This is a genomic window from Streptomyces sp. NBC_00988 (assembly GCF_045162645.1).
In the GTDB taxonomy this organism is placed as follows: domain Bacteria; phylum Actinomycetota; class Actinomycetes; order Streptomycetales; family Streptomycetaceae; genus Streptomyces.
On sequence record NZ_CP108730.1, the window covers coordinates 9,077,491 to 9,103,439 of the forward strand.

Annotated in this window: 18 protein-coding genes; 16 read left to right on the forward strand and 2 right to left on the reverse strand. The window is 69.7% G+C overall.

What is annotated here, in order from left to right; all coding sequences use genetic code 11:
- Nucleotides 1-356 precede the first annotated feature (356 nt).
- The 9 genes from ngcE (at nucleotide 357) to OG496_RS41265 (ending at nucleotide 12,486) form a co-directional block, all read left to right on the forward strand.
- A complete protein-coding gene (gene ngcE / locus OG496_RS41225; protein ID WP_399393588.1) occupies nucleotides 357-1,805 on the forward strand; it encodes an N-acetylglucosamine/diacetylchitobiose ABC transporter substrate-binding protein in 1,449 nt (482 codons plus the stop codon).
- Nucleotides 1,806-1,864: 59 nt separating this feature from the next.
- Nucleotides 1,865-2,800 (forward strand): carbohydrate ABC transporter permease, encoded by a 936-nt coding sequence (locus tag OG496_RS41230; protein ID WP_405974484.1) that lies wholly within the window; start codon nucleotides 1,865-1,867, stop codon nucleotides 2,798-2,800.
- Nucleotides 2,801-2,817: 17 nt separating this feature from the next.
- Nucleotides 2,818-3,753, forward strand: a complete 936-nt coding sequence (locus OG496_RS41235) for a carbohydrate ABC transporter permease (protein WP_399393584.1) — start codon at nucleotides 2,818-2,820, stop codon at nucleotides 3,751-3,753.
- Between the two features lie 199 nt (nucleotides 3,754-3,952).
- Nucleotides 3,953-5,152, forward strand: coding sequence for an ROK family transcriptional regulator (locus OG496_RS41240; RefSeq protein ID WP_019063292.1), 1,200 nt, complete (start codon nucleotides 3,953-3,955; stop codon nucleotides 5,150-5,152).
- 132 nt (nucleotides 5,153-5,284) lie between these two features.
- The gene (locus OG496_RS41245; protein WP_405976813.1) at nucleotides 5,285-6,379 is read left to right on the forward strand and encodes a sugar ABC transporter substrate-binding protein; all 1,095 of its coding nucleotides are present in this window, start codon (nucleotides 5,285-5,287) and stop codon (nucleotides 6,377-6,379) included.
- 209 nt (nucleotides 6,380-6,588) lie between these two features.
- Nucleotides 6,589-7,377, forward strand: a complete 789-nt coding sequence (locus OG496_RS41250; RefSeq protein WP_328828109.1) for an ATP-binding cassette domain-containing protein — start codon at nucleotides 6,589-6,591, stop codon at nucleotides 7,375-7,377.
- Complete coding sequence (locus OG496_RS41255; protein ID WP_366493240.1) at nucleotides 7,374-8,690, forward strand: ABC transporter permease subunit; 1,317 nt, start codon at nucleotides 7,374-7,376, stop codon at nucleotides 8,688-8,690. Before OG496_RS41250 ends, OG496_RS41255 begins: the two co-directional genes overlap by 4 nt.
- 195 nt (nucleotides 8,691-8,885) lie before the next feature.
- Nucleotides 8,886-10,814 carry a 1-deoxy-D-xylulose-5-phosphate synthase gene (gene dxs / locus OG496_RS41260; RefSeq protein WP_366493239.1) on the forward strand — a complete coding sequence of 643 codons (1,929 nt, stop codon included), beginning with the start codon at nucleotides 8,886-8,888 and terminating at the stop codon, nucleotides 10,812-10,814.
- 148 nt (nucleotides 10,815-10,962) lie between these two features.
- On the forward strand, nucleotides 10,963-12,486 hold the full coding sequence (locus OG496_RS41265; protein ID WP_405974485.1) for an amino acid permease: 1,524 nt from the start codon (nucleotides 10,963-10,965) through the stop codon (nucleotides 12,484-12,486).
- Nucleotides 12,487-12,574: 88 nt separating this feature from the next.
- Here the strand turns inward: OG496_RS41265 and OG496_RS41270 are convergent, their stop codons facing one another.
- A complete protein-coding gene (locus tag OG496_RS41270; RefSeq protein ID WP_366493236.1) occupies nucleotides 12,575-12,946 on the reverse strand; it encodes an NTP pyrophosphohydrolase in 372 nt (123 codons plus the stop codon).
- A gap of 68 nt (nucleotides 12,947-13,014) precedes the next feature.
- Here OG496_RS41270 and OG496_RS41275 point away from each other — a divergent pair, with 68 nt between their 5' ends.
- Both OG496_RS41275 and OG496_RS41280 read left to right on the forward strand, forming a co-directional pair.
- Nucleotides 13,015-14,034, forward strand: coding sequence for a hypothetical protein (locus OG496_RS41275; RefSeq protein ID WP_405974486.1), 1,020 nt, complete (start codon nucleotides 13,015-13,017; stop codon nucleotides 14,032-14,034).
- Nucleotides 14,035-14,247: 213 nt separating this feature from the next.
- The gene (locus OG496_RS41280; protein WP_405974487.1) at nucleotides 14,248-15,372 is read left to right on the forward strand and encodes a hypothetical protein; all 1,125 of its coding nucleotides are present in this window, start codon (nucleotides 14,248-14,250) and stop codon (nucleotides 15,370-15,372) included.
- A 36-nt stretch (nucleotides 15,373-15,408) separates the two neighbouring features.
- On the opposite strand, the gene OG496_RS41285 is transcribed toward OG496_RS41280, so the two are convergent.
- Nucleotides 15,409-16,509: an LCP family protein gene (locus OG496_RS41285; protein WP_405974488.1), complete on the reverse strand. Its 1,101-nt coding sequence runs from the start codon at nucleotides 16,507-16,509 to the stop codon at nucleotides 15,409-15,411.
- Nucleotides 16,510-16,815: 306 nt separating this feature from the next.
- Here OG496_RS41285 and OG496_RS41290 point away from each other — a divergent pair, with 306 nt between their 5' ends.
- Genes OG496_RS41290 through OG496_RS41310 form a run of 5 tightly spaced genes read left to right on the forward strand, consistent with a single transcriptional unit; the run spans nucleotide 16,816 to nucleotide 25,930 of the window.
- Nucleotides 16,816-18,444 (forward strand): stealth family protein, encoded by a 1,629-nt coding sequence (locus OG496_RS41290; RefSeq protein ID WP_405974489.1) that lies wholly within the window; start codon nucleotides 16,816-16,818, stop codon nucleotides 18,442-18,444.
- Nucleotides 18,445-18,460: 16 nt separating this feature from the next.
- Nucleotides 18,461-20,077: a sugar phosphotransferase gene (locus tag OG496_RS41295; protein ID WP_405974490.1), complete on the forward strand. Its 1,617-nt coding sequence runs from the start codon at nucleotides 18,461-18,463 to the stop codon at nucleotides 20,075-20,077.
- On the forward strand, nucleotides 20,074-21,837 hold the full coding sequence (locus OG496_RS41300) for a stealth family protein (RefSeq protein WP_405974491.1): 1,764 nt from the start codon (nucleotides 20,074-20,076) through the stop codon (nucleotides 21,835-21,837). The genes OG496_RS41295 and OG496_RS41300 overlap by 4 nt, the downstream gene beginning before the upstream one ends.
- Nucleotides 21,834-23,930: a glycosyltransferase family 4 protein gene (locus OG496_RS41305; protein ID WP_405974492.1), complete on the forward strand. Its 2,097-nt coding sequence runs from the start codon at nucleotides 21,834-21,836 to the stop codon at nucleotides 23,928-23,930. The genes OG496_RS41300 and OG496_RS41305 overlap by 4 nt, the downstream gene beginning before the upstream one ends.
- A 32-nt stretch (nucleotides 23,931-23,962) precedes the next feature.
- A complete protein-coding gene (locus tag OG496_RS41310) occupies nucleotides 23,963-25,930 on the forward strand; it encodes a hypothetical protein (protein ID WP_405974493.1) in 1,968 nt (655 codons plus the stop codon).
- Nucleotides 25,931-25,949 lie beyond the last annotated feature (19 nt).

Sequence of the window (25,949 nt, forward strand, 5' to 3'; positions counted from 1 at the left end):
CCCTGCACGCTGGACAACGTTGTCAGCTTCGATGCGCAAGGAACAGTAGGGAGTCAAGTGGCCTGGTGTGTCAAGGGTGTTGAGTGAGGCATTCGAGGGCAATAACGAGGATTTCTCCGTCATCGAACACACAGGGCGTTCATATTTCCGCGAGGTCTCACTTCGGAAAAGACCGACAACCCACCCTGCATTCGATCTTGCTCTGTCGACCGGAAGTGGACTATACCTGTCGCGTTCGACACCGCTCTCGCAGCAGCACGCACGAAGTACTCCTGCACGACCAAGCTCGACCTGACCGCGGTGCCGGGGAGGATCCGGTTCACCGCCTGAGTCCTGTTGAAGGCGAGGACTTGAGCATGGGATCCACTTCAGCCGAGAACAACGGTTCCAATGGCGTCGGCCGCCGCGATTTGATCAAGAGGTCGGCCGCACTCGGTCTGATCTCCGTACCCACGATGAGTTTCCTGGCCGCGTGTGCGAGCGGCGGCGGGGACGACAGCAGCAGCGACGACTCCACCAAGGGCACCACGTCGAAGTCGAATCCCTTCGGTGTCAAGAAGGGCAGCACGCTCGACGTCGTCGTCTTCAAGGGCGGTTACGGCGACGACTACGCGAAGGCGTGGGAAGCCAACTTCAAGACGAAGATCGGCGTCAGTTCGACCCACACCGGAACGCAGGAGATCACCGGCAAGCTGCAGCCGCGCTTCAACGCGGGCAACCCGCCGGACATCGTCGACGACTCCGGCGCCCAGCAGATCAAGATCGACGTCCTGTACAAGAACGGCCAGTTGCTCGATCTCTCCCCGGTGCTGGACGCCCCGGCGATCGACGACCCGACCAAGAAGGTCCGCGATCTGCTGATCCCCGGCACCCTCGACCCGGGTGTGCAGGAGGGCAAGGTCGTCGCCCTCAACTACATCTACACGGTCTGGGGGTTGTGGTACTCCGGCAAGCTCTTCAAGGAGAAGGGCTGGACCCCGCCGAAGACCTGGGACGAGTTCATCGCCGTCTGCCAGAAGGCGAAGGCGGCCGGTATCGGCGGTCTCGCCCACCAGGGCAAGTACCCGTACTACATCAACGTCGCCATCATGGACCTGATCGCCAAGAAGGGCGGGATCGACGCCGTCAAGGCGATCGACAACCTCGACCCGAAGGCGTTCGTCGGCTCGGCCGCGGCGCAGGCCGGCATCGAGGCGATCTACGAGGTGGTGGAGAAGGACCTGTTGATGCCCGGCACCAACGGCCTGACCCACACCGAGTCGCAGACCCGCTGGAACCAGTACAAGGCCGCGTTCATCACCTGTGGTTCCTGGCTGGAGAACGAACAGCTCAAGCTGACGCCGACGGACTTCGACATGAAGTTCCTGCCGATGCCGCTGCTCGCCGACAGCAAGATGCCGTTCGAGGCGATCCGGGCCGGCTCGGGCGAGCCCTTCATCATCCCGGCGAAGGCCAAGAACCTCCCCGGCGCCAAGGAGTTCATGCGCCACATGCTCTCCAAGGAGTGGTCGACGCTCTTCGCCAAGGAGGCCAACTCGCTCACCATCCTCAAGGACGGTGTCGACTCCAGCGTCACCCTGCGCCCGGGCACCCAGTCCACGGTCGACGCGTCCAAGGCGGCCGGCGCCAACACCTTCCGCTTCCTGTACCCCGACTGGTACAGCGAGATGGACACCTCCATCCAGAACGCGTCCAACGAGCTGATGGCCAAGCGCATCCAGCCCAAGGAGTGGCTGAAGCGCTGCCAGGCCGCCGTCGACAAGCAGGCCAAGGACCCGGCGTCGAAGAAGAATGTTCACTCCTGATCGCAAGGCCTGATCGCACCACCTGATCACGCTCGGGACACCAGGGGCAGGAAACGCCAATGCGCAAAGGGCAGTACAGGTTCGTCACGGGATTTCTCTTCGTTCCCGTGGCGCTCTATCTGATCTTCGTGATCTGGCCGTACATCCAGACGTTCGGCTATTCGCTGACCGACTGGAAGGGCGAGTCACAGACCTTCAAGTTCGTCGGACTGGACAACTATCGAGCGCTGATCCACGACGACGTCTTCAAGGAGGCCATCTGGCACAACCTCCTGTTCCTGGTGTTCATCCCGGTGATCACCATTCTGCTGGCCCTCTTCTTCGCCTTCATGGTGAACGCGGGAGGACACAGCAAGGCCGGCGGCGTGCAGGGTGTCGCCGGTTCCGGGTTCTACAAAATCGTCTACTTCTTCCCGCAGGTGCTGTCGCTGGCGATTCTCGCGGTGCTGTTCAACGCGGTGTACCGCAGTGACGGCGGCGGTCTGCTCAACGGCGTCCTGATCAAACTCCACCTGGTGGACGTCAACAATCCGGTGGAATGGCTCAACGAGCCCAACGTGGTGCTGTGGGCGCTGATGGCGGTCGTCGTCTGGCACGGCGTCGGCTTCTATCTGGTGCTGTTCTCCGCGGCCATGCAGTCCATTCCGCGGGACATCTACGAGGCCGCCCTGATCGACGGCGCGGGCCGCTCCCAGTCCTTCTTCCGGATCACGCTGCCGCTGCTCTGGGAGACCGTCCAGACGGCCTGGGTGTACCTCGGCATCATCGCGATGGACATGTTCGTCCTGGTCTCCTCCATGACCTCGAACATGGGCGCCTACGGAGGCGGTCCCGACCACGGCAGCGACGTCATGTCGACCGTGATGATGCGCAACTTCCTCTACTTCGGGAAGAGCGGCTACGCCTGCGCGATGGGCGTCGTCATGCTGCTGCTCACCCTGGTCCTGTCCGTGGTCACGCTGCGCGCCACCCGCCGTGAGCGCATCGAGTTCTGAGCGGGAGACATACGACGATGAGCGCACCCCTGAAGGAGACCGCCCCCACGGGCGGCACCGTCCCGCCGCAGCCGTCGGTCGGGAAGTCCAGCGCCCGGCCCGGTGAACCGCGCGGCGAGGGCGTCGTACTGAACGCCTTCTCGCACGGCTTCCTCGCCCTGTGGGCCCTGCTGATCGTGCTGCCGCTGCTGTGGCTGGTGCTCAGCTCGTTCAAGACCGACGTGCAGATCGGCAACTCGGCCTTCGGCTGGCCGCAGAACTGGTCGTTCGACGTGTTCCGGCGGGCCTGGAGCAAGGGCATCGGGGACTACTTCCTGAACACCTTGATCGTCCTGGTGTTCTCGGTCCCGCTGACGATGCTGTTCGGCTCGATGGCCGCGTACGTGCTGGCCCGCTACCGGTTCTGGGGCAACCGGCTGCTGTACTACTTCTTCGTCGCCGGCGCGATGTTCCCGGTGTTCCTGGCGCTGGTCCCGCTGTTCTTCATGGTCAAGCGCCTCGACATGCTGAACACGTACCAGGGGCTGATCCTGGTCTACATCGCCTACTCGATGCCGTTCACGGTGTTCTTCATGCACGCGTTCTTCCGGACGCTGCCCACCGCGGTCTTCGAGGCGGCGGTCCTCGACGGCGCCTCGCACACCCGGACGTTCTTCCAAGTGATGTTGCCGATGGCCAAGGCCGGGTTGATCAGCGTCGGCATCTTCAACACCCTCGGCCAGTGGAACCAGTTCATCCTGCCGACGGTCCTGATGCAGCCGCAGAGCGGCTCGGACCCGGAGCGCTATGTCCTCACCCAAGGACTCATCCAGCTCCAGCAGCAGCAGGGCTACGCCTCCGACCTGCCCGTTCTCTTCGCGGGTGTCACGATCGCCATGATCCCGATGCTGGTCGTCTACCTGTCGTTCCAGCGCCAGGTGCAGTCCGGTCTGACCTCGGCGACGCTGAAGTAGCCCGCCTGGACGACGCACTCGGAAGTGATCGTTCCGCCACCGCTCCCGGCAGGCCGGGAGCGGTGGTCACGTATGTGTCCGAGACCCCGGATGCGGTTCAACCTCTTGACGGGAGGCAGCCCGAACAGCTCAGCTTAGAGTTCACTAGTTGGACATAGACGGGGCCTCATCGATGCGGTCCCGCGCGCAGGAGGTCGTCGTGGAGACTCCGGGGTCGCAGTCGTCACTGCACCGAGCCAATCTCGAACGGGTCGTGCGAGCGGTGCGGTTGGCCGGGTCGCTGACACAGGCGGAGATCGCGAGGACGACGGGTCTGTCCGCCGCGACCGTCTCCAACATCGTGCGCGAGCTCAAGGACGGCGGAACGGTCGAGGTCACACCGACCTCGGCGGGCGGCCGCAGGGCCCGCAGCGTCTCGCTGAGCGGGGACGCCGGCATCGTCATCGGCGTGGACTTCGGGCACACGCATTTGCGCGTCGCGGTCGGGAATCTCGCCCACCAGGTGCTGGCCGAGGAGTCCGAGCCCGTCGATGTGGACGCCTCCTCGACCCAGGGCTTCGACCGGGCGGAAGAGCTGGTCAACCGGCTGATCACGGCGACCGGAGTGGACCGTTCCAAGATCGCCGGGGTGGGCCTCGGCGTGCCCGGGCCGATCGACGTCGAGTCGGGCACCCTGGGCTCCACCGCGATCCTCCCGGGCTGGACCGGCACGAGACCCGCGGAGGAGCTGGGCAGCCGTTTGGGCGTACCGGTGCACGTGGACAACGACGCCAACCTCGGCGCCCTCGGTGAGCTGGTCTGGGGCAGTGGGCGGGGCGTCAGGGACCTGGCGTACATCAAGGTCGCGAGCGGGGTCGGCGCGGGGCTGGTCATCAACGGCAAGATCTACCGGGGCCCGGGTGGCACAGCGGGAGAAATCGGGCATATTACTCTTGATGAGTCCGGCCCTGTCTGCCGTTGCGGAAACCGGGGCTGCCTGGAGACCTTCACGGCCGCGCGCTATGTGCTGCCGCTTCTCCAGTCCAGTCACGGAACCGACCTGACCATGGAGGGAGTCGTACGGCTGGCGCGGGACGGAGACCCTGGTTGTCGTCGGGTGATCGCCGACGTCGGCCGACACATCGGCAGTGGAGTCGCCAATCTCTGCAATTTGCTGAACCCGAGCCGAGTGGTCCTCGGTGGCGATCTCGCCGAGGCCGGTGAGCTGGTGCTCGGGCCGATCAGGGAGTCAGTCGGCCGCTACGCGATCCCCAGTGCGGCGCGTCAACTTTCCGTTCTCCCGGGGGCACTTGGTGGCCGTGCGGAGGTGCTCGGAGCGCTCGCTCTCGCACTCAGCGAGATGGGCGATTCGACCCTTTTGGACGGGTCGCTGACCGCGGCCACACCTGTCTTCACTTAGAGAACGCACGACGCCGTTGCCATCTCGTTAAGTATTTACTTCTTGACGCCGAACGCGCGGCCGAGTTGACTTCCAGCCACCTCGGCCGCAACGACGCGGCCTCGTCAGGGAGGTTTCAAAGTGAACACGCGTATGCGTCGTGCCGCCGTTGCCGTTATCGCCACCACGATGGCCGTTGCGATGGCCGCCTGTGGCAAGGCAGGCGACGACAAGAAGTCCGACAGCAGCTCCAGCTCCTCGGGCGGCACGAACGCCTCGATCGGCCTGCTCCTGCCCGACAGCGTCACCGCTCGGTACGAGAAGTTCGACAAGCCGTACTTCGAGGCGAAGGTCAAGGAGCTCTGCTCCGGCTGCACCGTCCAGTACGCCAACGCCAACGCCAGCGCGGCCACCCAGGCCCAGCAGGTCAGCACGATGATCACCAAGGGCGTCAAGGTCATCGTGGTCAGCGCCCAGGACTCCGCCGCGATCAAGTCCTCGATCCAGCAGGCGGTCAACAAGGGCATCAAGGTCGTCGCGTACGACCGCCTCGCGCAGGGCCCGGTCTCCGCCTACGTCTCCTTCGACAACGTCGAGGTCGGCAAGCTCCAGGGCGAGGCGCTCCTCACCTCGCTGGGCTCGAAGGCGACCACCTCGGCGAACGTCGTCATGATCAACGGTGACGACGCCGACCCGAACGCCGCGCAGTTCAAGAAGGGCGCCCACGAGGCCCTCGACGGCAAGGTCAAGATCGCCTACGAGCAGTCCGGCCTGTGGAAGGACACCGTCGCCGGGCAGAAGATGTCGGCGGCCATCACGCAGCTCGGCGCCAAGAAGATCGCGGGCGTCTACTCCGCCAACGACGGCATGGCCGGCGGTATCGCCACCGTCCTCAAGGGCGCCGGTATCAGCGGCATCCCGCTGACGGGCCAGGACGCGGAGCTCGCCGGTATCCAGCGCATCGTCGCCGGTACCCAGTCCAGCACCGTCTACAAGGCGTTCAAGCCGGAGGCCGAGGCGGCCGCCACGCTCGCCGTCGACCTGGCGCAGGGCAAGAGCATCTCCTCGCTCGCCACCACGACCCAGACCAGCGGCTCCGGCAACAAGGTGCCCTCGCAGCTGCTGACCCCGGTGTCGGTCACCAAGGCCAACATCAAGGACACGGTCGTCAAGGACGGTCTCTACACCGTCGCGCAGATCTGCACCGCCGACTACGCCAAGGCGTGCAAGACGGCCGGTCTGGAGTAATCACCGCCCAGCGGTGACAAAGCCCCTTCGGCGTCCGCCCCGCCCTCAGACCCCGCTGCGGGGCGGGCGCCGATCGGAACCCGTGCGAACGCAGCCGTTGCCAACTGGCACCGGCCGCGCGCATGTTCATCTTGTAAATCTGTGCCTAGGCACAACCCTCCGCGGCTTTTGACAAGCGCGGCATCCCCGCCGGTCAGGCGGCGAAGGAGATGGTTCACGTGTCCGCTACGCCCGTGCTGGCGTTGCGCGGAGTCTCCAAGCGATTCGGTGCGGTGCAGGCCCTCACCGAAGTAGAGCTGGAGGTCCACGCCGGAGAAGTCGTCGCACTGGTCGGCGACAACGGCGCAGGAAAGTCCACCCTGGTGAAGACCATCGCCGGAGTGCACCCCATCGATGAAGGAGTCATCGAGTGGGAGGGCAACCCGGTCAGCATCAACAAGCCGCACGACGCCCAGGGACTCGGCGTCGCGACGGTCTACCAGGACCTCGCGCTCTGCGACAACCTCGACGTCGTCGGCAACCTCTACCTCGGGCGTGAGCTGCTGCGCCACGGGGTCATCGACGAGGTCACGATGGAGAAGAACTCCCGTGAGCTGCTGAGCACGCTCTCGATCCGCATCCCGAGCGTGCGCATCCCGATCGCCAGCCTCTCCGGTGGCCAGCGGCAGGTCGTCGCGATCGCCCGCGCGCTGATCGGCGACCCCAAGGTCGTCATCCTCGACGAGCCCACCGCCGCCCTCGGCGTGGAGCAGACCGCGCAGGTCCTCGACCTGGTCGAGCGGCTGCGCGAGCGCAACCTCGGCGTCATCCTCATCAGCCACAACATGGCCGACGTGAAGGCGGTCGCCGACACCGTCAACGTGCTGCGCCTGGGCAAGAACAACGGCTCCTTCCCGGTGAAGGACACCAGTCAGGAAACGATCATCGCCGCGATCACCGGTGCCACGGACAACGCCGTGACCCGTCGTGCGGTGCGCAGCACGGAGGCGGCAAAGTGAGCGACACGTCAGGCACCGTGAAGAAGGACGCGGTGGAACCCACCGCGGCTCCCCTGGAAGACCCCACGGCGGCGGCCGGTGCCGCCACCGTCGTCGACCCGCGTCTACTGGTCCGCGAAGAGGGCTTCAGGGGCTACCTCACCGAGTTCAAGCGCAAGGTCAAGGGCGGTGAACTCGGCTCCCTGCCGGTCGTCGCCGGCCTGATCGCCATCGGCATCATCTTCCAGGTCCAGAACAGCCGGTTCCTGAGCGCGGACAACCTGTCCAACATCAGCTACTACCTGTCGGCCACCGGCATGCTCGCCATCGGCCTGGTCTTCGTGCTGCTGCTCGGCGAGATCGACCTGTCCGTCGGCTCGGTCAGCGGTCTGGCGTCCACCCTGTTCGCCGTCTTCGTGGTCAACCACGGGATGAACGGCTGGCTGGCGCTGGTCCTGACGATCATCACGGGCATCGGCATCGGCGCGCTGCACGGCTTCTTCTTCGCGAGGATCGGCGTACCGGCGTTCGTCGTCACCCTGGCCGGCTTCCTGGGCTGGAACGGTCTGATGCTGTGGCTGCTCGGTTCGAGCGGCACCATCAACATCCCGGACAGCGGCCCGGTGCACCTCTTCGGCCAGAGCTCCTTCTTCATGGACCAGTCGATCGCGGGCGCCTACATCCTGGCCGCCCTCGGCGTCGCCTCCCTGCTCATCGGCTCGCTCACCGACCAGCGCCGCCGCAAGGCCGCCGGAGTGCCGTTCCGGCCCACCAGCGAGATCGGGCTGCGGGTCGGTCTGCTCGCCGTGGCCGCGTTCGTCACCGCGTACGTGCTGAACCAGTCGGCCGGTGTCTCCAACGCGCTGGTGATCTTCCTCGCGTCCCTGGTGATCGTGGACTTCGTGCTCCGTCGTACCCCGTACGGCCGTAAGGTCTTCGCGGTCGGCGGCGGCATCGAGGCCGCGCGCCGTGCCGGTATCAACGTGCCGATGATCCGCATCACCGTGTTCGCCATCTCCGGCGGCTTCGCGGCGGTCGGCGGTATGTTCTTCGCCGGCCAGACGCAGAGCGCCACGCTCAACGCCGGTGGCGGCAACACCCTGATGCTGGCCATCGCGGCCGCGGTCATCGGTGGTACGAGCCTCTTCGGTGGTCGCGGCACCGTCTGGTCCGCCCTGCTGGGCATGCTCGTCATCCAGTCGATCCAGACCGGCCTCGACCTGCTGAACATGAACACGTCGATCCAGTACATGATCACGGGTGGCGTTCTGCTCGGCGCGGTCGTCATCGACTCGGTGTCCCGCAAGAGCCAGAAGGCCTCCGGTCGCGGCTGACCTGCCCCTTCGCGCAGACTGTGCCCGGTACCGATGTCGGTGCCGGGCACAGTCGTGTCGTAGGAAAGGCTGTTCGTGGGTACAGCCGATCGCGTGACGTATGACGCAGAGCCCGGGCGCCGTCCGCAAAGGCGGAACATTAGACTCGACAAGCCCGGCAACAGCTCGATCAGCTCTACTCGCAAGGAGGCACGGGTGCCGCTGCTGACCCGCATCAGGGGACCGCGCGATCTGGACCGGCTCAGCCTGGAGCAGCTGGACCAGCTGGCCGGGGAGATCCGGACCTTCCTCGTCGACGCCGTCTCCAAGACCGGCGGCCACCTCGGCCCGAACCTCGGTGTGGTCGAGCTGACCATCGCCCTGCACCGCGTCTTCGAGTCGCCGAAGGACCGGGTGCTGTTCGACACCGGCCACCAGTCCTACGTCCACAAGCTGCTCACCGGCCGCCAGGACTTCTCGAAGCTGAAGATGAAGGGCGGCCTCTCCGGCTACCCCTCGCAGGCCGAGTCCGAGCACGACGTCATCGAGAACTCGCACGCCTCGACGGTTCTCGGCTGGGCCGACGGCCTCGCCAAGGCCAACCAGGTCCTCAAACGCGACGACCACGTGGTCGCGGTGATCGGTGACGGCGCGCTGACCGGCGGTATGGCCTGGGAGGCGCTGAACAACATCGCCGACGCCAAGGACCGCCCGCTCGTCATCGTCGTCAACGACAACGAGCGCTCCTACGCACCGACCATCGGCGGCCTCGCGAACCACCTGGCGACCCTGCGGACCACCGACGGCTACGAGCGCTTCCTGGCCCGCGGCAAGGACCTCCTGGAGCGCACTCCGGTCGTCGGCAAGCCCCTCTACGAGACGCTGCACGGCGCGAAGAAGGGCCTGAAGGACTTCATCGCCCCGCAGGGCATGTTCGAGGACCTCGGTCTCAAGTACGTCGGCCCGATCGACGGGCACGACATCGACGCCCTGGAGTCCGCGCTCGCCCGGGCCAAGCGCTTCGGCGGGCCCGTCATCGTGCACTGCCTCACCGAGAAGGGCCGCGGCTACCAGCCCGCCCTCCAGGACGAGGCCGACCGCTTCCACGGCATCAGCCCCATCCACCCGGACACGGGCCTGCCGATCAAGCCCTCCGGCGCCGACTGGACCTCCGTCTTCGGCGACGAGATGCTCGCCCTCGGCCAGGAGCGCGAGGACATCGTCGCGATCACCGCCGCGATGCTCCAGCCCGTCGGCCTGAAGAAGTTCGCCGACGCCTTCCCGAACCGCATCTACGACGTCGGCATCGCCGAGCAGCACGCCGCGGTCTCCGCGGCCGGCCTCGCCACCGGCGGACTCCACCCCGTCTTCGCCGTCTACGCCACCTTCCTCAACCGCGCCTTCGACCAGGTGCTGATGGACGTGGCCCTGCACAAGTGCGGGGTGACCTTCGTCCTGGACCGGGCCGGCGTCACCGGCACCGACGGCGCCTCCCACAACGGCATGTGGGACATGTCGATCCTCCAGGTCGTCCCGGGCCTCCGGCTCGCCGCACCCCGCGACGCCGACCAGGTCCGCGCCCAACTCCGGGAGGCCGTCCAGGTCAAGGACGCGCCGACCGTGGTCCGCTTCTCCAAGGGCGCGGTCGGACCCGCCGTACCCGCCGTGGGCCGCATCGGCGGCATGGACGTGCTGCGCGCGCCCGGCACCGACGCCCCGGACGTGCTGCTGGTCTCGGTCGGCGCCCTCGCGCCGATGTGCCTGGAGATCGCCGGCCTGCTCGACAAGCAGGGCATCTCCACCACTGTCGTCGACCCGCGCTGGGTCAAGCCCGTCGACGAGGCCATGGCCCCGCTCGCCGAGCAGCACCGGGTGGTCGTCACGGTCGAGGACAACTCCCGTGTCGGCGGCGTCGGTTCGTCGATCGCACAGGCATTGCGCGACGCGGGCGTGGACGTTCCGCTGCGCGACTTCGGCATCCCGCCGCGCTTCCTCGACCACGCCTCCCGCGCCGAGGTGATGACGGAGATCGGCCTGACCGCCCCCGACATCGCCCGCCAGGTCACCGGCCTGGTCTCGAAGCTGGACGGCCGCTTCGAACGGCCCACCGCCGAGGTCGACTCGGTGGAGTCCGCACGCGACTGAGGCACGGCCAACGCCGCCGAACGGGCCGCTTCCACCACTCTTTGCAGTGGTGAAAGTGGCCCGTTCGCGTGAACCCGCCCGCGTCGGGGCATACGCACAACGCCCCCTCTCGATCATGTCGAGGACGCCAAGCGTGGGAGGTACAACCGTGAGCAGCACCCTCTTCCGGACGAAGAGAGTCGAACAGTCCATCCAGGACACCGAGGAACCCGAGCACGCGCTCAGAAAGTCCCTCTCGGCCCTGGATCTGACGGTGTTCGGCGTCGGAGTGGTCATCGGCACCGGCATCTTCGTCCTCACCGGCACGGCCGCCAAGAACACCGCCGGTCCAGCGGTCGCCCTGTCCTTCGTCGTGGCCGGCGTCGTCTGTGCCCTCGCGGCGCTCTGCTACGCCGAGTTCGCGTCCACGGTCCCGGTCGCGGGCTCCGCGTACACCTTCTCGTACGCCTCGCTCGGCGAGTTCCCCGCCTGGATCATCGGCTGGGACCTGGTCCTCGAACTCGCCCTGGGCACGGCGGTGGTGGCCGTCGGCTGGTCCGGCTACATCCACTCGCTGCTGGACAACGCGGGCTGGCACCTGCCCGAGGCGCTCAGCGGCCGGGACGGCGCCCACGGCTTCGGCTTCGACATCCTCGCCGCCGCGCTCGTCCTCGTCCTCACGGCGATCCTCGTCCTCGGCATGAAGCTCTCCGCGCGGGTCACCTCGGTCGTCGTCGCCATCAAGGTCGCCGTCGTCCTCGTGGTGATCGTCGCCGGCGCCTTCTTCATCAAGGGCGACAACTACAAGCCGTTCATCCCCAAGTCGCAGGCCGTGGAGGCGGGCGGCAACCTCAAAGCCCCGCTGATCCAGCTGATGTTCGGCTGGGCGCCCTCCAACTTCGGCGTCATGGGCATCTTCACCGCCGCCTCCGTGGTCTTCTTCGCCTTCATCGGCTTCGACGTCGTCGCCACCGCCGCCGAGGAGACCCGCAACCCGAAGCGGGACGTGCCGCGCGGCATCCTCGGCTCACTGGTCATCTGCACCACGCTGTACGTCGCCGTCGCGGTCGTCGTGACCGGCATGCAGAAGTACAGCTCGCTGTCGATCGACGCACCGCTCGCCGACGCGTTCAAGGCCACCGGACACCCGTGGTTCGCGGGCCTGATCAGCTTCGGCGCCGCGATCGGCCTCACGACGGTCTGCATGATCCTGCTCCTGGGCCAGGCCCGGGTGTTCTTCGCGATGAGCAGGGACGGCCTCCTGCCCCGCTTCTTCTCCCACGTCCACCCGCGCTTCCGCACCCCGTACCGCCCGACCATCCTCCTCGGCGTGATCATCGCGATCGTCTCGGGCTTCACGAGCCTCAGCGAACTCGCCGAACTGGTCAACATCGGCACGCTGTTCGCCTTCATCGTGGTCGCGATCGGCGTGGTCATCCTCAGGAACAAGCGTCCGGACCTGCCCCGCTCCTTCCGCACCCCCCTGGTCCCGGCCCTCCCGATCGTCTCGGTCCTGGCCTCCCTCTGGCTGATGCTCAACCTCCCCGCCGAGACCTGGCTCCGCTTCGCCATCTGGATGGCGATCGGCTTCGCCGTGTACTTCTTCTACGGCCGCACGCACAGCCGCCTGGGCCTGCAACAGGCGGCGGAGGCGAGCAAGTCCGCGACCCCGCCCACCGGAAACGCCTCGTAGACACGCCAGTTGGCCGTACGGCCCCGTAAGTCCCGCTCGGTGGCGGGGACTTGCGGGGCCGTATCGCGTAGGTGCCGGCCGGTGCGGGTCAGCCGCGTACGCTGCGCGGCCCGGTGACCTCCGCGCCCAACTCCGTTACCCTGCGCCGGAGTTCACGGTCGGCGGTGACCACCAGGCAGGGCCGGCCGGCGGCCTCGGCGACGAGTTCGACCATCCGGTCGTCGCCGCTGCCGGGTGCCGAGTCCACCCGTACGCCCGGCACGGACGCCACGCCACGGGCCGCGCCCTCCACGACGAGGACGAGTTCCACGGGGTCCGTGCGGCCCGGCAGACCGTCGCTCGCGAGCCGGTCGCGGAGGCGCTCGGCGGCACCCTTGCGGTCGCGCCACCAGCCGTCGGGCACCGACCCGACGACGTTCGCGCCGTCGACGACCACCAGCAGGGGAGTGTCCTCGTCCATGGGGCCAGGGTCGCACGCGGGCGGGGGGTGCCCCGCGCGGAAGTACCCGCCCCAATTACAGTGAACCGGTGAACGGCGACTGGCTCATACGCGGCCGCGACGGCCGGCTCAGTGTGTATCTGCCCTCGGGCGACGCCGTCCTGTGCCGGGCGGAACGCGGCCCCGGCGGCCTCTGGAGCGCCCCGCGCACGGTCGGCGGCGACCAGAAGCTGCACCCCGGGCCGCTCGGCATCGGACAGGGCGCGGACGGCTACGCCCACCTCGTGTCCTGGCGCCCCACGGCGGCCGGCGAGTCCGGACTGGTCCACTCCACGCACTTCCGCCCCCGGCTCGCGGCCCTCGACTGGAGCCCGATCGGCCACCCGAACAAGAAGGGCGACCGCACCGGCGTACCGGCGATCGCGGTCGACGCGGAGGGCCGGGCCCATGTCTTCCTACGCAACGCGGGGGCCGGTGTCAGCCTGCTGGCCCAACGGGAGAAGGGCGGCTGGGACCCGTGGCGCGACCTCAAGGGGAGCGGCGTCCACGAGGACCTGGCGGCGGTGACGGGGGAGTCCGGCACGGTCGAGCTGTACGCGGCGGTACCGGGCGCGATCCTGCACTGGCGCCAGCTGGAACCCGGCGAACAGCCGGTGCTGGAGGAGGCGATGGAGGCCAGGATCCGCCCGGGAACACTCCGCGCGCTGCCCACCTCCCCCGAGAGCACCAGCCTCTTCTACACGGACGACTCCGGTGACCTCTGCGTCTGGCGCCCCGGCACCAAGCCGCTCACCCTCCTCCCCTCGGCCGGCCCCGGCCCGGTCTCCGCGATCCGCTGCGAACTCGACAGCCACGACTGCACGTTGCTCGCCCAGCGCTCGGCGAGCGGCCGGGTCGCCTTCGCCGCGTATCCCACGGAACAGGAGTCCGCGGGCGCCTGGTGGACCGAGTCGGGACCCCAGCTCCCGGCGGACGCCGAGGTCTCGCTGACACTGGACGAGGACGAGCGGGTGGCCGCGGCGACGGTGTCGCTGTCCACCGGCCAACTGCTCGTCACGCGGCGGAAGGCGGAGGCCGGGTTGGCGTTGGAGGCGTGGCGGGAGGTCTGACGGGGCTCGTGCGTGTTGCTCCACGGCCTGCCCGCTGTCACGGCTCGCCCCCGGGAGATGTGCTGGTCCGAGCCTGGCGGGCGCACGGTCGTCACACCGTGTTCGTCAAGTGTTCGACTTATGATGGGGCGCGCTCGGCGTCCCCGCGCAACAGGAGTTCGGGGAATCGGCAGGTCAGCCGTGCCGGGCGTCATGGAAGGGGCGGGTCACGTCATGCGGACCGGATCCGGGCGCGGCGCCGCCCGACGCAGAACGGACGACAGCGTCGTCGCACACACGGAGACCGAGCGGTACACCGCCGAGACGCCCCTGGACGGCCGCTGGCTCGTGCTCGGCAAGGACGGCAGGCTGACCGCGTACGCCCGCACCCGCGCCGGGTTGCTGCGCTGGACGGAGACCCGGCCGGGCGGCCCGCACTGGACGGGGCCCGACTTCTTCCCGGTGCCGGACCTGACCCATGTCTCGGTGGTCCAGGGGGCCGACGCCTACGTCCACTTCCTGGGGCGGCGTGAGACCCGCAAGGGCGACGGGCCGCCCGCCGTCGACATCGTCCACGCCATCCAGTACCAGACCGGCCGCACGGTCACCGAGTGGCGGTCGCTGGGCAATCCGCACAAGGACCGGGAGAAGGCGGCCCGGTTCGGCGTCCCGGCGGCCGCGGTCAGCGCGTCGGGACGGGTGCACGTCTTCGCGCGCAACGCAGGCCGCGGACTGATGCTGCGCCGGGAGGGCGCCACCGGGAAGTGGGAGCCCTGGGAGGACCTCAAGGGCAGCGGGGTCCAGGACGGACCGGCCGTGGTCGCGTACGCCTCCGGGCGCATCGAGGTGCTGGCGGGCGGCGACCAGGACGCCATGTGGTGGCGGCAGGCCGAGGCCGACGGTGACTTCCGGCAGGAGCTGAACATCCCGGTGCGGTTGGCGCCGGGCACGCCCGCGGTGCTGGAGACGGCACCGGACAGGGCGACGTACTACTGGACCGACCGGGACAGCGGACAACTCGTCGCCCATCGCCCCGGCGGCTGGTTGATACCCCTCGGCGGGGCGGTGGCCGAGCATCCCGTCACGTCGATGCGCGCGGTGCTCGACGGGTACGACTGCACGGTGCTGGCCCACCGTGATCACGAGGGTCAGGTCATGCTCAGCGCGTTCGGCGCGGAGAACGAGCAGGCGGGCCTGTGGTGGTCCCCGACCGGCGAGCGCTGCGTCGGCGCCCCGGCGCTCGCCCTCGACGGGAGCGGCCGTGTCGTGCTCGCGGTGATCGGCCCCGACGGCGCTCTGCGCGTCGCCCGCCAGACCGGGGGCCCCGGTCTGGCGCTGGCTCCGTCGCTCCGCGTCTGACGACGGGCGGCACCGGGCCGCCGCGTCGGCCCGCCGTCAGGACGACGAACCCCCGGTCGCCGGCGACTTCTTCGCGGATTCCGGAATCCGCTGGTCCTTGCGCAGGGCCTGCCACAACTGGCCGGCCTGCGGTTGCGCGGCGACGACGCGGTTCGGGTCCTGTGTGTCGTACCGCACGGGCAGCATGATCGTCTCCATGGTGGACGGATCGATGCCGTTCATGCTGCGTCCGAACTCGGCGAGCTTGGTGAGGGAGGCGAGGCCCGAGTCGGTGGTGAGCGACTCGGTGAGGTTGTCGGCGATCCGGTACGCCTTGGTGGGGCTGCCGAGGAGGTCCTGCTTCTTGATCTCGCTCAGCAGCGCGATCAGGAACTGCTGCTGGAGCCCGATGCGTCCGAGGTCACTGCCGTCGCCGATGCCGTGCCGGGTGCGGACGAACTGCAGCGACCGCGTGCCGTCGAGCTTGTGCGTGCCGGCGGTCAGATCCAGGCCGCTGGACTTGTCGTGGATGTCCTGGTCGACGGTGACGGTGACCCCGCCTATCGCGTCCACCAGCCCCTTGAATCCCGCGAAGTCGACCTCCACGAAGTGGTCCATCCGTACCCCGGACATCTGCTCGACGGTCTTGACCACACAGGCCGGACCGGCGAGCGAGTAGACGGAGTTGAACATCACGCGCTTCTTCGAGGGCAGCGCGGAGCCGTCCTTCGCGGTGCACTCGGGACGTGTCACCAGGGTGTCGCGCGGGATGCTCACGGCAACCGCTTTCGCGCGGCCTTCCGGTACGTGGATCACCAGCGCGGTGTCGGAGCGCGCCCCGGAGACGTTGCCCGTGCCCAGCGACGCGTTGGCGCCGGACCGCGAGTCGGAGCCCAGGACCAGGAGGTTCTGTCCCGAGGTGGGCAGTTTCTCCGGCCGGTCGTCACCGATCGCCCTGTCGAGGTCGACGCCCTTGATGTTGCCGTTCAGGTCGCTGTAGAGCCAGTAGCCGACGCCGCCCGCGGCCAGCACCAGCAGGACGAGACCCAGCGCGACCCAGCGCCATACGCGACGGCGCCGGCGCGGCGGCTTGGCCCGGCGGTCGGACGGCGCGCGCCTCGATCCCGGGGAGTCCGTCTCCGTCAGGGCGTGCGTCATGTGCCTCGGTCCTCTCTCGTCACCAGTGAGCTCGGGGCACGAGTGGGGGGAGAGACCGGGCCCGTCTGCGGCGGTGGACGGTCGTCCACCGGTCATCAGACGTTCAACATCACGTAAGGGTTGTATGTGTTCTGTGTCATTTCCGTCCGTTGTTGACAGCTGTGTAAGCGCTTGATGATGATGTGCCGGTCCTGTGAACGTTAAATTTTCGGTGTGAATGGGCGACGGCACGCTTGCCGTCGTCTTACGTGGTCGTGGAGGGGTGGCTGTGCCATTGCGTGCGTCCGCCCGTGGGGGGCGAGCGGCGTGACGACCGTGTTCGATCATGCTCTTGGACAGGCGGCGGGCCCGGTGGGCCGCCCTGCGCGGGACGGCGTCGTACGACAGCGTCCCGCCGCGGCGGGTCCCACCACGGTCACCGCCGAGCACGGCGACGTCTACGTCGAGCCGGGTCTGACCCCGCTGGCGGCCCGTGAGGCCAACCGCTCCGCGGTCACCGCGCTGCTCGACTCGGCCGGTGTCGCCCACTTCGCCGTGCGCGGCACCTCGGACCACGGCACGGTCGTCGCCGTCGCCGAGGAGGACCGGGACCGGGTGCTCAGCGTGGTGTTCCGCGGGCTGAGCCAGTACCCGGGGCATCTCGGTGTGATCGACCCGGACGCGCCCCGACAGGCCAAGCCCGTCTCCTCGCGGGACCCCAAGGCCTGGCGCGAGATCGCCGGCGCGCGCGTCCTCCAGGTCAGCTGGTCGCGCACCGACCCGGGCCGCCATCTGCTGCTCGGGCACGAGTACGGCTGCGCGATCGAGTTCTGGCAGCGGCACGGCACCCACCTCGTCGCCCCCCGCGCCAACCGGGCCACCTGGGCCGTCGCCGCCGACGGCGCGGGCGTTCTCGGCGCTGCCCGCCTGTTCAGCCGGTTCGTCTCGGACTGGACCCCGGGCCACCTCGCGCCCGCGCTCGCCACCCGCCCGGAGTTCCTGGTGAACTGCGCGGACGACATCGCCTTCCCCGTCGACGCCGTCTACACCTGGGTCGACGGCGACGACCCGTCCTGGCAGCGGCGCAAGGCGCAGGCGAAGGGCGAGGCCTACCACGCCGAGTCCGCGAGCGACGCCCGCTTCATCAGCCGCGACGAACTGCGCTACTCGGTGCGCTCGCTGCACCTGTTCGCGCCGTGGATCCGCAACGTCTACATCGTCACCGACGACCAGGTCCCGCCCTGGCTGCGCGAGGACCTGCCCGGACTGCGCATCGCGAGCCACCGGGAGATCTTCCGCGACCCGGCCGATCTGCCGACCTTCAACTCGCACTCCATCGAGAGCCAGTTGCACCACATCGAGGGCCTGGCCGAACACTTCCTGTACTTCAACGACGACATGTTCATGGGCCGCCCGGTCGCCCCGCACGCCTTCTTCACGCCGAGCGGCACGGCCCGCTACTTCCCCTCGCGCAACCGCATCCCGCAGGGTCCGGTCGCGGAGACCGACACCCCGGTCGACGCCGCGTGCAAGAACAACCGCGCCCTGTTGCTGGAACGGTTCGGCAGAGTGATCACCCAGCCGATGGAACACATCCCGTACGCCCTGCGGCGCTCGGCGATGGAAGAGGCCGAGCGCGACTTCCCCGAGGCCTGGGCGCGGACGTCGGCCAGCAGGTTCCGGGCCATGACCGATCTGTCGCCGACCTCGTCCTTCGCGCTCTACTACGCGGCGCTGACCGGCCGGGGGCAACCGGGATCGATGCCCTTCACCTACCTCCAGCTGGCCGTCCCGGACCTGGCGGACCGGCTGCGACGGCTGCTCGACGGCAGGGACCAGGACTCCTTCTGTCTCAACGACGCCTTCTCGACACCGGAGGACATCGAGGCGCAGCAGGAACTGCTGGACGGCTTCCTCAACGCCTACTTCCCCACCCCAAGCCCCCACGAGAGATGAAACGGAGTTCCGTGACGTGTCGGACCCGACGTCCATGAGCTCCGCGGTCAACGTCTACAAACGCCTCGTTCCCCAGCCCGTGCGCTCCGCCGCCGCGACCACCGTGCCGGTGCGGGTACGGCGCAAGGTCAAACGGCGGCTCGCCCGCACCCTGAGCCGCCGCGAGGCACGGCTGCACCGGCGTGCCCTGCGCCAGGTGCGCCGGGTGGAACTCGGCCGCTCCGAGCGCCGTACCAAAGCGCCCGACGGCCGGGTCGGCCACGTGCACACCGGCCTCACCCTCGACCTGGCCCGCAGGCTCGACCACGACATGGTCACCTACGCCCTCGACGCCGCCGACATCCCCTGGTTCGCGGTTCCGGCGCTCGACGACCGACGGATCAGTCTGGCCGTCGACCACAAGGACAAGGGCGCGGTCCGCCGCGTGCTACGCGCGTTGCTGGAGGAGCAGACCGGCTACGTCGTCTCCGTGTCACCCGCCCAGAACGACACCCAGCAGACCCCGGGCAGCCATGTGAAGGCGTGGAAGCACTACGCCAAGGCCAAGGTGATCCGCCTGACCTGGCTGCGCACCGAGCCCACCGAGAACCTCTGGGTGGGGGAGGACCAGGGCATCGAGATCGAGTTCTGGACCGCCAACACCGACCTGCCCGTGGAACGGCTGGTCGGGCCGCGCCCCAACCGGGTCCAGCGCACGGTGCCCAGCGACGCACCCGGCATCGAGATCGGCATCGACCGGCTGTCCGGCTACTGCGACACCGACGGCGACATGGCGCCGACGGTCACGCTGGAGAACTTCGACGTCGTACGGCTCGAAGAGATCACCTTCCCGGTGGACGCGGTCCTGCTGTGGCAGCACCCCACACCCTGGGGCGAGGAACTGCTGCGGGCCGCGCTGCGCTCCCTGCACCAGTACGCGCCCTGGACGGACGTCGTCCACGTGGTCGCCGAGGCGGAGCCGCCGGCCTGGCTCTCGGCCGACGACCGGCTCACCGTGGTCCGCGCCAGGCCCGGCGCCGAGTGGCACCTGCACCAACTGCCCGACCTCGCCGAGCACTTCCTGCTGCTGCGCCCCGGAGCCCTGCTCGGCAGGCCCGTCCGCGCCTTCGACTACTTCACCCCGAACGGCACGACCCGCCCCCGGCGCGGCCCCTGGAACGCCCAGGAGTCCTTCGCCCCGTGGACCCGCACCGCGTACTCGGCCACCAGCCGGGTCGTCTCCCACGGCTACGCGCACGGCCCGCAGCCGTACCGCGTCGAGACGCTGGCCAGGCTCGCCGGGTCCGGAACCGCGCCGCTGCCGCCCGACGACGCGCAGCGGCTGCCTACCGTGCTCGGCACACACCCCCTGGACGGTGTGGTCCACCACCTCGGCCACACCACCGGCCTGGCCGACCCCTCGGGCGAGCCCTCCGTGGTGCTGCACGCCGCACTCCCCGGCATCGGCACCCACCTGGACCGGCTCCTCGTACGCCGCGACACCCAGCAGATCCAGCTGTTCGGCCTCGGCACCGACGAAGCACGTGCCCGCGGCGGTACCAGGGCCGTCCTGCGGTTCCTGCACCGCTACTTCCCCGTCCCGAGCGTCTTCGAGGGCGACCACCACACAGACGAGGCGGACAACCAGCCGTGAGTATGGGCAACCCCGAGGCCTCCGCGGCGGTCGGGGCATACCGCACCCTTGTCCCCAGAGGCCTCAGACGCCGGATCGCCCGTCGCGTCCCGCCGCGGCTGCGCATGGCGCTGAAGGGGCTGCTGCGCCGGCTGCACACCGTCAACCTGGGCTCCCGCATGGTGCGCGGCATCCGGGCCCGCCGGCGCTGGCCGCACCTGTTCGGCCCGGGCGAGCACCTCGCGGCCCTCGCCGGACACGGGGCGCGGATCGCCCTGGTCCGGCCGACCGTGTCGCCGCTCGGACTGCGCGAGGCCAACCTCGAACTCGTCGTCACCGCTCTGGAAGAAGCCGGTGTCGACTACTTCGCCGTGCGCGGCACCTCCGAGTTCCGCTCCTGCCTCGCCGTCGCCGAGCCCGACCGGCACCGGGTGGAGCAGGTGCTGGAGAGCTGCGCCGACCGCAGCCCCCTCTACCTGCGGGCCTGCCGGGGCGCCGCCGCGCAGGGCCGCACCGTGCTGGCCGGCTCACGGCGCGGCCGGGACCTGGCCCACCAGGCCGCCGTGCTCCGCGTCGGCATGGTGTGGAGCGACCTCGCCGGCTCCCTGGTCCTCGGCCTGGAGCACGGCTGCGACATCGAGTTCTGGCGGCCCGAGGAAGGACGCCTGCTGGCACCCCGCCCCAACCGCGTGACCGAGGACGTCGCCCTCGACGAGCCCCGGGTCGCCGTCCCGGTCAGCCGGCTCACCGGCTTCGCGGCCCTGCACACCCGCCGCACCCGCTCCGTCCGCACCATCCGGCCCTGTGCCGACCCGCTGCCCGAGGACGTGCGCTTCCCGATCGACGTCGTCTACACCTGGGTCGACGGCAGCGACCCCAACTGGCAACGCCAGCGCGGCGCTTACGGCGAGCACGGCTACCACAGCGAGTCCGCCAACGCGGCCCGCTACATCAGCCGCGACGAACTCCGTTACTCCCTGCGGGCGTTGGAGCAGAACGCCCCTTGGGTGCGCCATGTCCATCTGGTGACGGACCGTCAGCGTCCGTCCTGGCTCAACGAGACCCACCCGCGCATCACCGTCGTCGACCACTCGGAGATCTTCGGCGACCCCGCCGCGCTGCCCACCTTCAACTCGCATGCCATCGAGAGCCGCCTCCACCACATCAAGGGCCTGTCGGAGCACTTCCTGTACTTCAACGACGACATGTTCCTGGGCAGCCCCGTCACCCCCCAGGACTTCTTCCTGTCCAACGGCATGACCCGCACCTTCTTCTCCCCGTCCCAGGTGCCCCGCTGGGACCCCAGCCCCGTGGACCGCCCGGTCGACGCGGCCGGCAAGAACAACCGGCGCCTGCTCCAGGAGCACTTCGGCACCGCCATCGTGCAGAAACTCCGCCACGCCCCCTACGCCCTGCGCCGCAGTGTCCTGGAGGAGATCGAGCGCGAGTTCGCCGAGGAGCACCGGCAGACCTCGCACAGCCGGTTCCGCAGCGCCGACGACATCTCCATCCCGTCCTCGCTGTACCACTACTACGCCTACTTCACCGGCAGAGCCGTGCCCTCCACCATCACCTTCGCCTACCTCGACCTGGCCAAGCCCGAGATCCAGCGCCGGCTCGGCATCCTGCTGGCCCGCCGTGACCGGCAGGCGTTCTGCATCAACGACACCCTCTCCGACGGCCACGACGTCGACCGGCAGACGGAGATGCTCAAGACGTTCCTGCGCGCCTACTACCCGGTGCCGAGTCCCTTCGAGCGCAAGGAGCGCGCGGCCCGGTGAAGATCTCGTTCCTGATCAACAACATCTACGGCATCGGCGGCACCAACCGCACGGTCATCAACCTGGCCGAGGCGCTCTCCGTCCACCATGAGGTGGAGATCGTCTCGGTGTTCCGGCGTGCCACGACCCCCAAGTTCGAGATCTCCCCCCGCGTCACGGTCCGCGCCCTCGTGGACCTGCGCGCCGGGTCCTCCGACCGCGGGGCCGCCACCGGCGGCGCACCCAGCGAAGTCGTCCCGCGCCAGGAGGAGTTCTACGCCCAGTACAGCAGGTTCACCGACGGGCGCATCATCCGTGACCTGCAACGGACGTCCGCCGACGTGGTGGTCGGCACCCGCCCCAGCCTCAACCTCTTCGTCGCCGCCCACACCCGGGACGGCGCCCTGCGGGTCGCCCAGGAGCACATGACCCACCTGGCCATCCCACCGGCGGTACGCGAGGAGATGGCCCGGGTCTACCCGCGCCTCGACGCCATCACCACGGTCACCGAGGCCGACGCTCACTCCTTCACGGAGCACACCCCGATCCCCGGCATCCCGGTCGTCGGCATCCCCAACAGCGTGCCGGAGCCGCTCGTCGAGCCCTCCGACTGCTCCCGCAAGGTCGTCGTCAGCGCGGGCCGCATGCACCACATCAAGCGCTACGACCTCCTGATCCGCGCCTTCGCCCCACTGGCCGAGGAGTTCCCCGACTGGCAGCTGCGCATCTACGGCGACGGCGGCGAGGCCGGGAAACTGCGCGCCCTCGTCACCGAACTCGGTCTCGCCGGACGGGCGTTGCTCATGGGCGGCTTCTCACCGATCGAGTCCGAATGGGCCAAGGGCTCCATCGCCGCCGTCACGTCGAGCGCCGAGTCCTTCGGCATGACCCTGGTCGAGGCCATGCGCTGCGGCCTGCCCGTGGTCTCCACCGACTGCCCTGTCGGCCCCCGGGAGATCCTCCGCGACGGTGAGGACGGCTTCCTCGTCCCCAACGGCGAAGTCGAGGGCATCACTTGGGGCCTGCGTCGCCTCATGGCCGACGACGAGCTGCGCCGAGCCATGGGTGCCGCCGCACTGCGCAACGCCGCCCGCTACGACCCCGCGGCCGTGGCCGACCGCTATGTGGAGCTCTTCGAGGACGCCGCCCGTCGTCGTGCCGCGGTCCACCGCGGCTACCGGGCCCCGGCAGGTGCCCGCAAGGGAGACACCGACCGGCTCACCGTGCCGCCCGTCTCCCTCGGCACCGCCACCGTGGACGTCACCGCGGACGGCGCGGGTTTCCTGCGCTTCTCGGCCGACGGGCCCGAAGAGGGCCGCCGGCGCTGGCAGTTCGTGCTGCGCCACAAGCCGTCGGACGGCAACCGGCGCCCCGACCTCCCGCTGCCCACCTCCCGCAAGGATCTGGACAACGGCGGCCTCCGCTACACCGCCGTCCTCACCCCCTCGGCCCTCGACGAACTCGGCGACGGGCGCTGGCAGGTGACCATGAACGCCCCCAAGGCCCCGTTCGTCCACATGAAGGCCGGCGTCCGCGACACCCGGGCCCTCATCGACGCCCGCGCCCGGCTGGTGGCCCGCCCGCCGGCCGGCCCGCTCGGCTGGAACCTCCCCTACGCCCAGCCCAACGGCCGGCTGATGCTGCGCACCGTCCTGCGTACGGAGCACGCCGAGTGCGCCCAGGTCGAGGCGGCGGACGGCGCCGTCACGGTTCGGGGCGTGCTGACCGGCGGGCGCCGGATCGAGCCGGGCGCGCTGTTCGTCGTCAGCCGCCGCGGGCGGCACGGGAAGAGCTTCGCCACGCCCGTCGAGGTCCTCGGCCGCCAGGCGTTCCGCGCCGAGGTGCCGTTGCGCCGGGTCGTCGACCACCGCCTGGAGCGCTGGGAGGACTGGGACTGGTGGCTGCAGCCCGACCCGTACGACCGCCGCAAGGTACGCGTCTGCCATCTGCTGGAGGACTTCCCCGACGTCAAGGGCGCCTACGTCTACCCTTCCGTGCCGCTCGTCGGGGACGAGGCCTCTCCGTACGCCGTGGTCCACCCGGCCCGCCCCGTGTGGGTACGGCCCTACTGCTCGGCCTCCGGCGCGATGGCCATGAACGTGGTGGACCGATGAACCCTTCCGATCTCGACGGCCTGGGAGGCCCGATGACCACGACAGCCCGATCCGTCCTGCACATCGTCGCCCATCAGGACGACGACCTGTACTTCATGAACCCCGACCTCGTCCGCTCGCTCCAGGACGGTGACCGGATCACCACGGTGGTCGTCACCGCGGGCGAGGGCGACGGCATCAACGTCGACACCAACGAGCCCCAACGCGCCGTCGTGCCACCGGACTTCGCCCGCTACAGCACCGAGCGCGGCTGCGGACTGCGGTCCGCGTACGCCCGGATGGCCACCGGCGACCGCGATCACCCCTGGCAGCGCGAACCCGTCGACCTCGTCCCCGGGTTCGCCGCCGAGCGGTTCACCCTGGCCGACCACGACGCGGTGAGCCTCTACTTCCTCCAGCTGCACCAGGGCGCCCCCACCGAGCGCGGCACCCGCACCCGCCTGCACGACCTGTGGGAGGGCGCCCTGCGCACCCAGGCCACGCTGCCGGTCCACGGCTGCACCGTCGGCCAGGTCCAGCACATCACCCGCGAGCAGGTGACCGACGCCCTGACCGCGCTGCTCGACCACGTCCGTCCCACGACGGTACGCACGATGGACCCCGACCCCGAACACGACGGCGGCCGCGAGGAGTTCGTCTGCTCCGACCACGTCGACCACACCACCGCGGCACAGTTCGCGCTCGCCGCCCTGGCCCGGCACCGGGAGGCCGGCCACAACCCGGTCGTCGAGCACTACCGCGCCTACGCCAACCGTTTCTGGGGCCACAACCTCGACTCCGCCGCGGCGGCGGAGAAGGCCGAGTACCTGGCGACCTACGGCGGTCTCGACGCCCCCTCGGCCTGCCCGCACGGCACCTGCCAGACCTGCGGCGACCGGCAGTTGGGCCCCAACCCGTTCCGCAGCACGCACATGATGAGCGCCGCCTACCGCTACTCGCCGGCCACCGACTGGCTGCGCCTGGGGCCCGGCGGGCGGCTCAACGCGTTCGGGGTGCTGGCCGGGCGGCTCGCGTTCTGGACGGAGACGAGCCCGGGCGACGGCGAGTGGAAGGGCCCCTTCGTCCTCGGCGACGGCTGGATCGCGTCCACCCTCGCCGTCACCGGGTCGCCCGGCGGCCCCGCCGAACTCGTCGGCCTGCGCCGCCAGCAGGTGGTGGGCGGCGGGGTCACCGTCGACGTCGTGCACACGGCCCAGGACCCCGGCGGCAACGGCTTCAGCGGCTGGCAGACCCTGGAGAACCCCGACTGGGCGCACGGCGACGGCCGCCGCCAGCGAGAGGCGGGCGTGCCGTCCGCCGCCGTCGACACGGCCGGGCGCCTGTACGTCTTCGTGCGCAACTTCGACCAGGGCATCAGCGTGCGCCGCCGGGACACCGACGGCACCTGGAGCCCGTGGGAGAACATCGGCGGACGGTTCGTCCAGGACGCGGGCACGGCCCTGACCACCGAGCGCGGCACGGTCGAGCTGTACGTGCCGGGCAAGAACACGGTGTGGCGCTGGCACCAGGCCGAACCCGGCGGCGCCTTCCTCCTCGACGACACCCTGCAGACGGGCCGTCCCGCCACGGGCGGCATCTCCGCCGTCGACTCGGGCGGCGGCCGCACCTGCCTGTACTTCCGGGAAGCCGGCACCCAGCAGGTCATGGCCTACCGCCAGCACGCCGACGGCCGCTGGCCCGGGTCCGGCGCCGGCCTCGGCGGCCACGGCGGCACGGGCGCGCCGGCCGCGCTGTGGGCTCCGGAGCGCGGCGCCCGCGAGGCTTTCCTGGCCCACCGGGGCAGCCGCGGCCGACTCGTCGTCTCGATGCCCGACCGGGACAAGAACGTCTCCGGCACCCACTGGCACGAGTCCGGCGACATGGTCGCCCACGCTCCGGCGATGGCCTACGACGCGACAGGCGCCCTGGTCGTCGCCGTCCTCGGCACGGACGGACGGCTGAGGGTGCGCCGCCAACTGTCGCCGACGGTGGGCAGCCCGCTGGGGCCGTGGCGGTCGTAGCGACAGAGGGCCCCCGCCC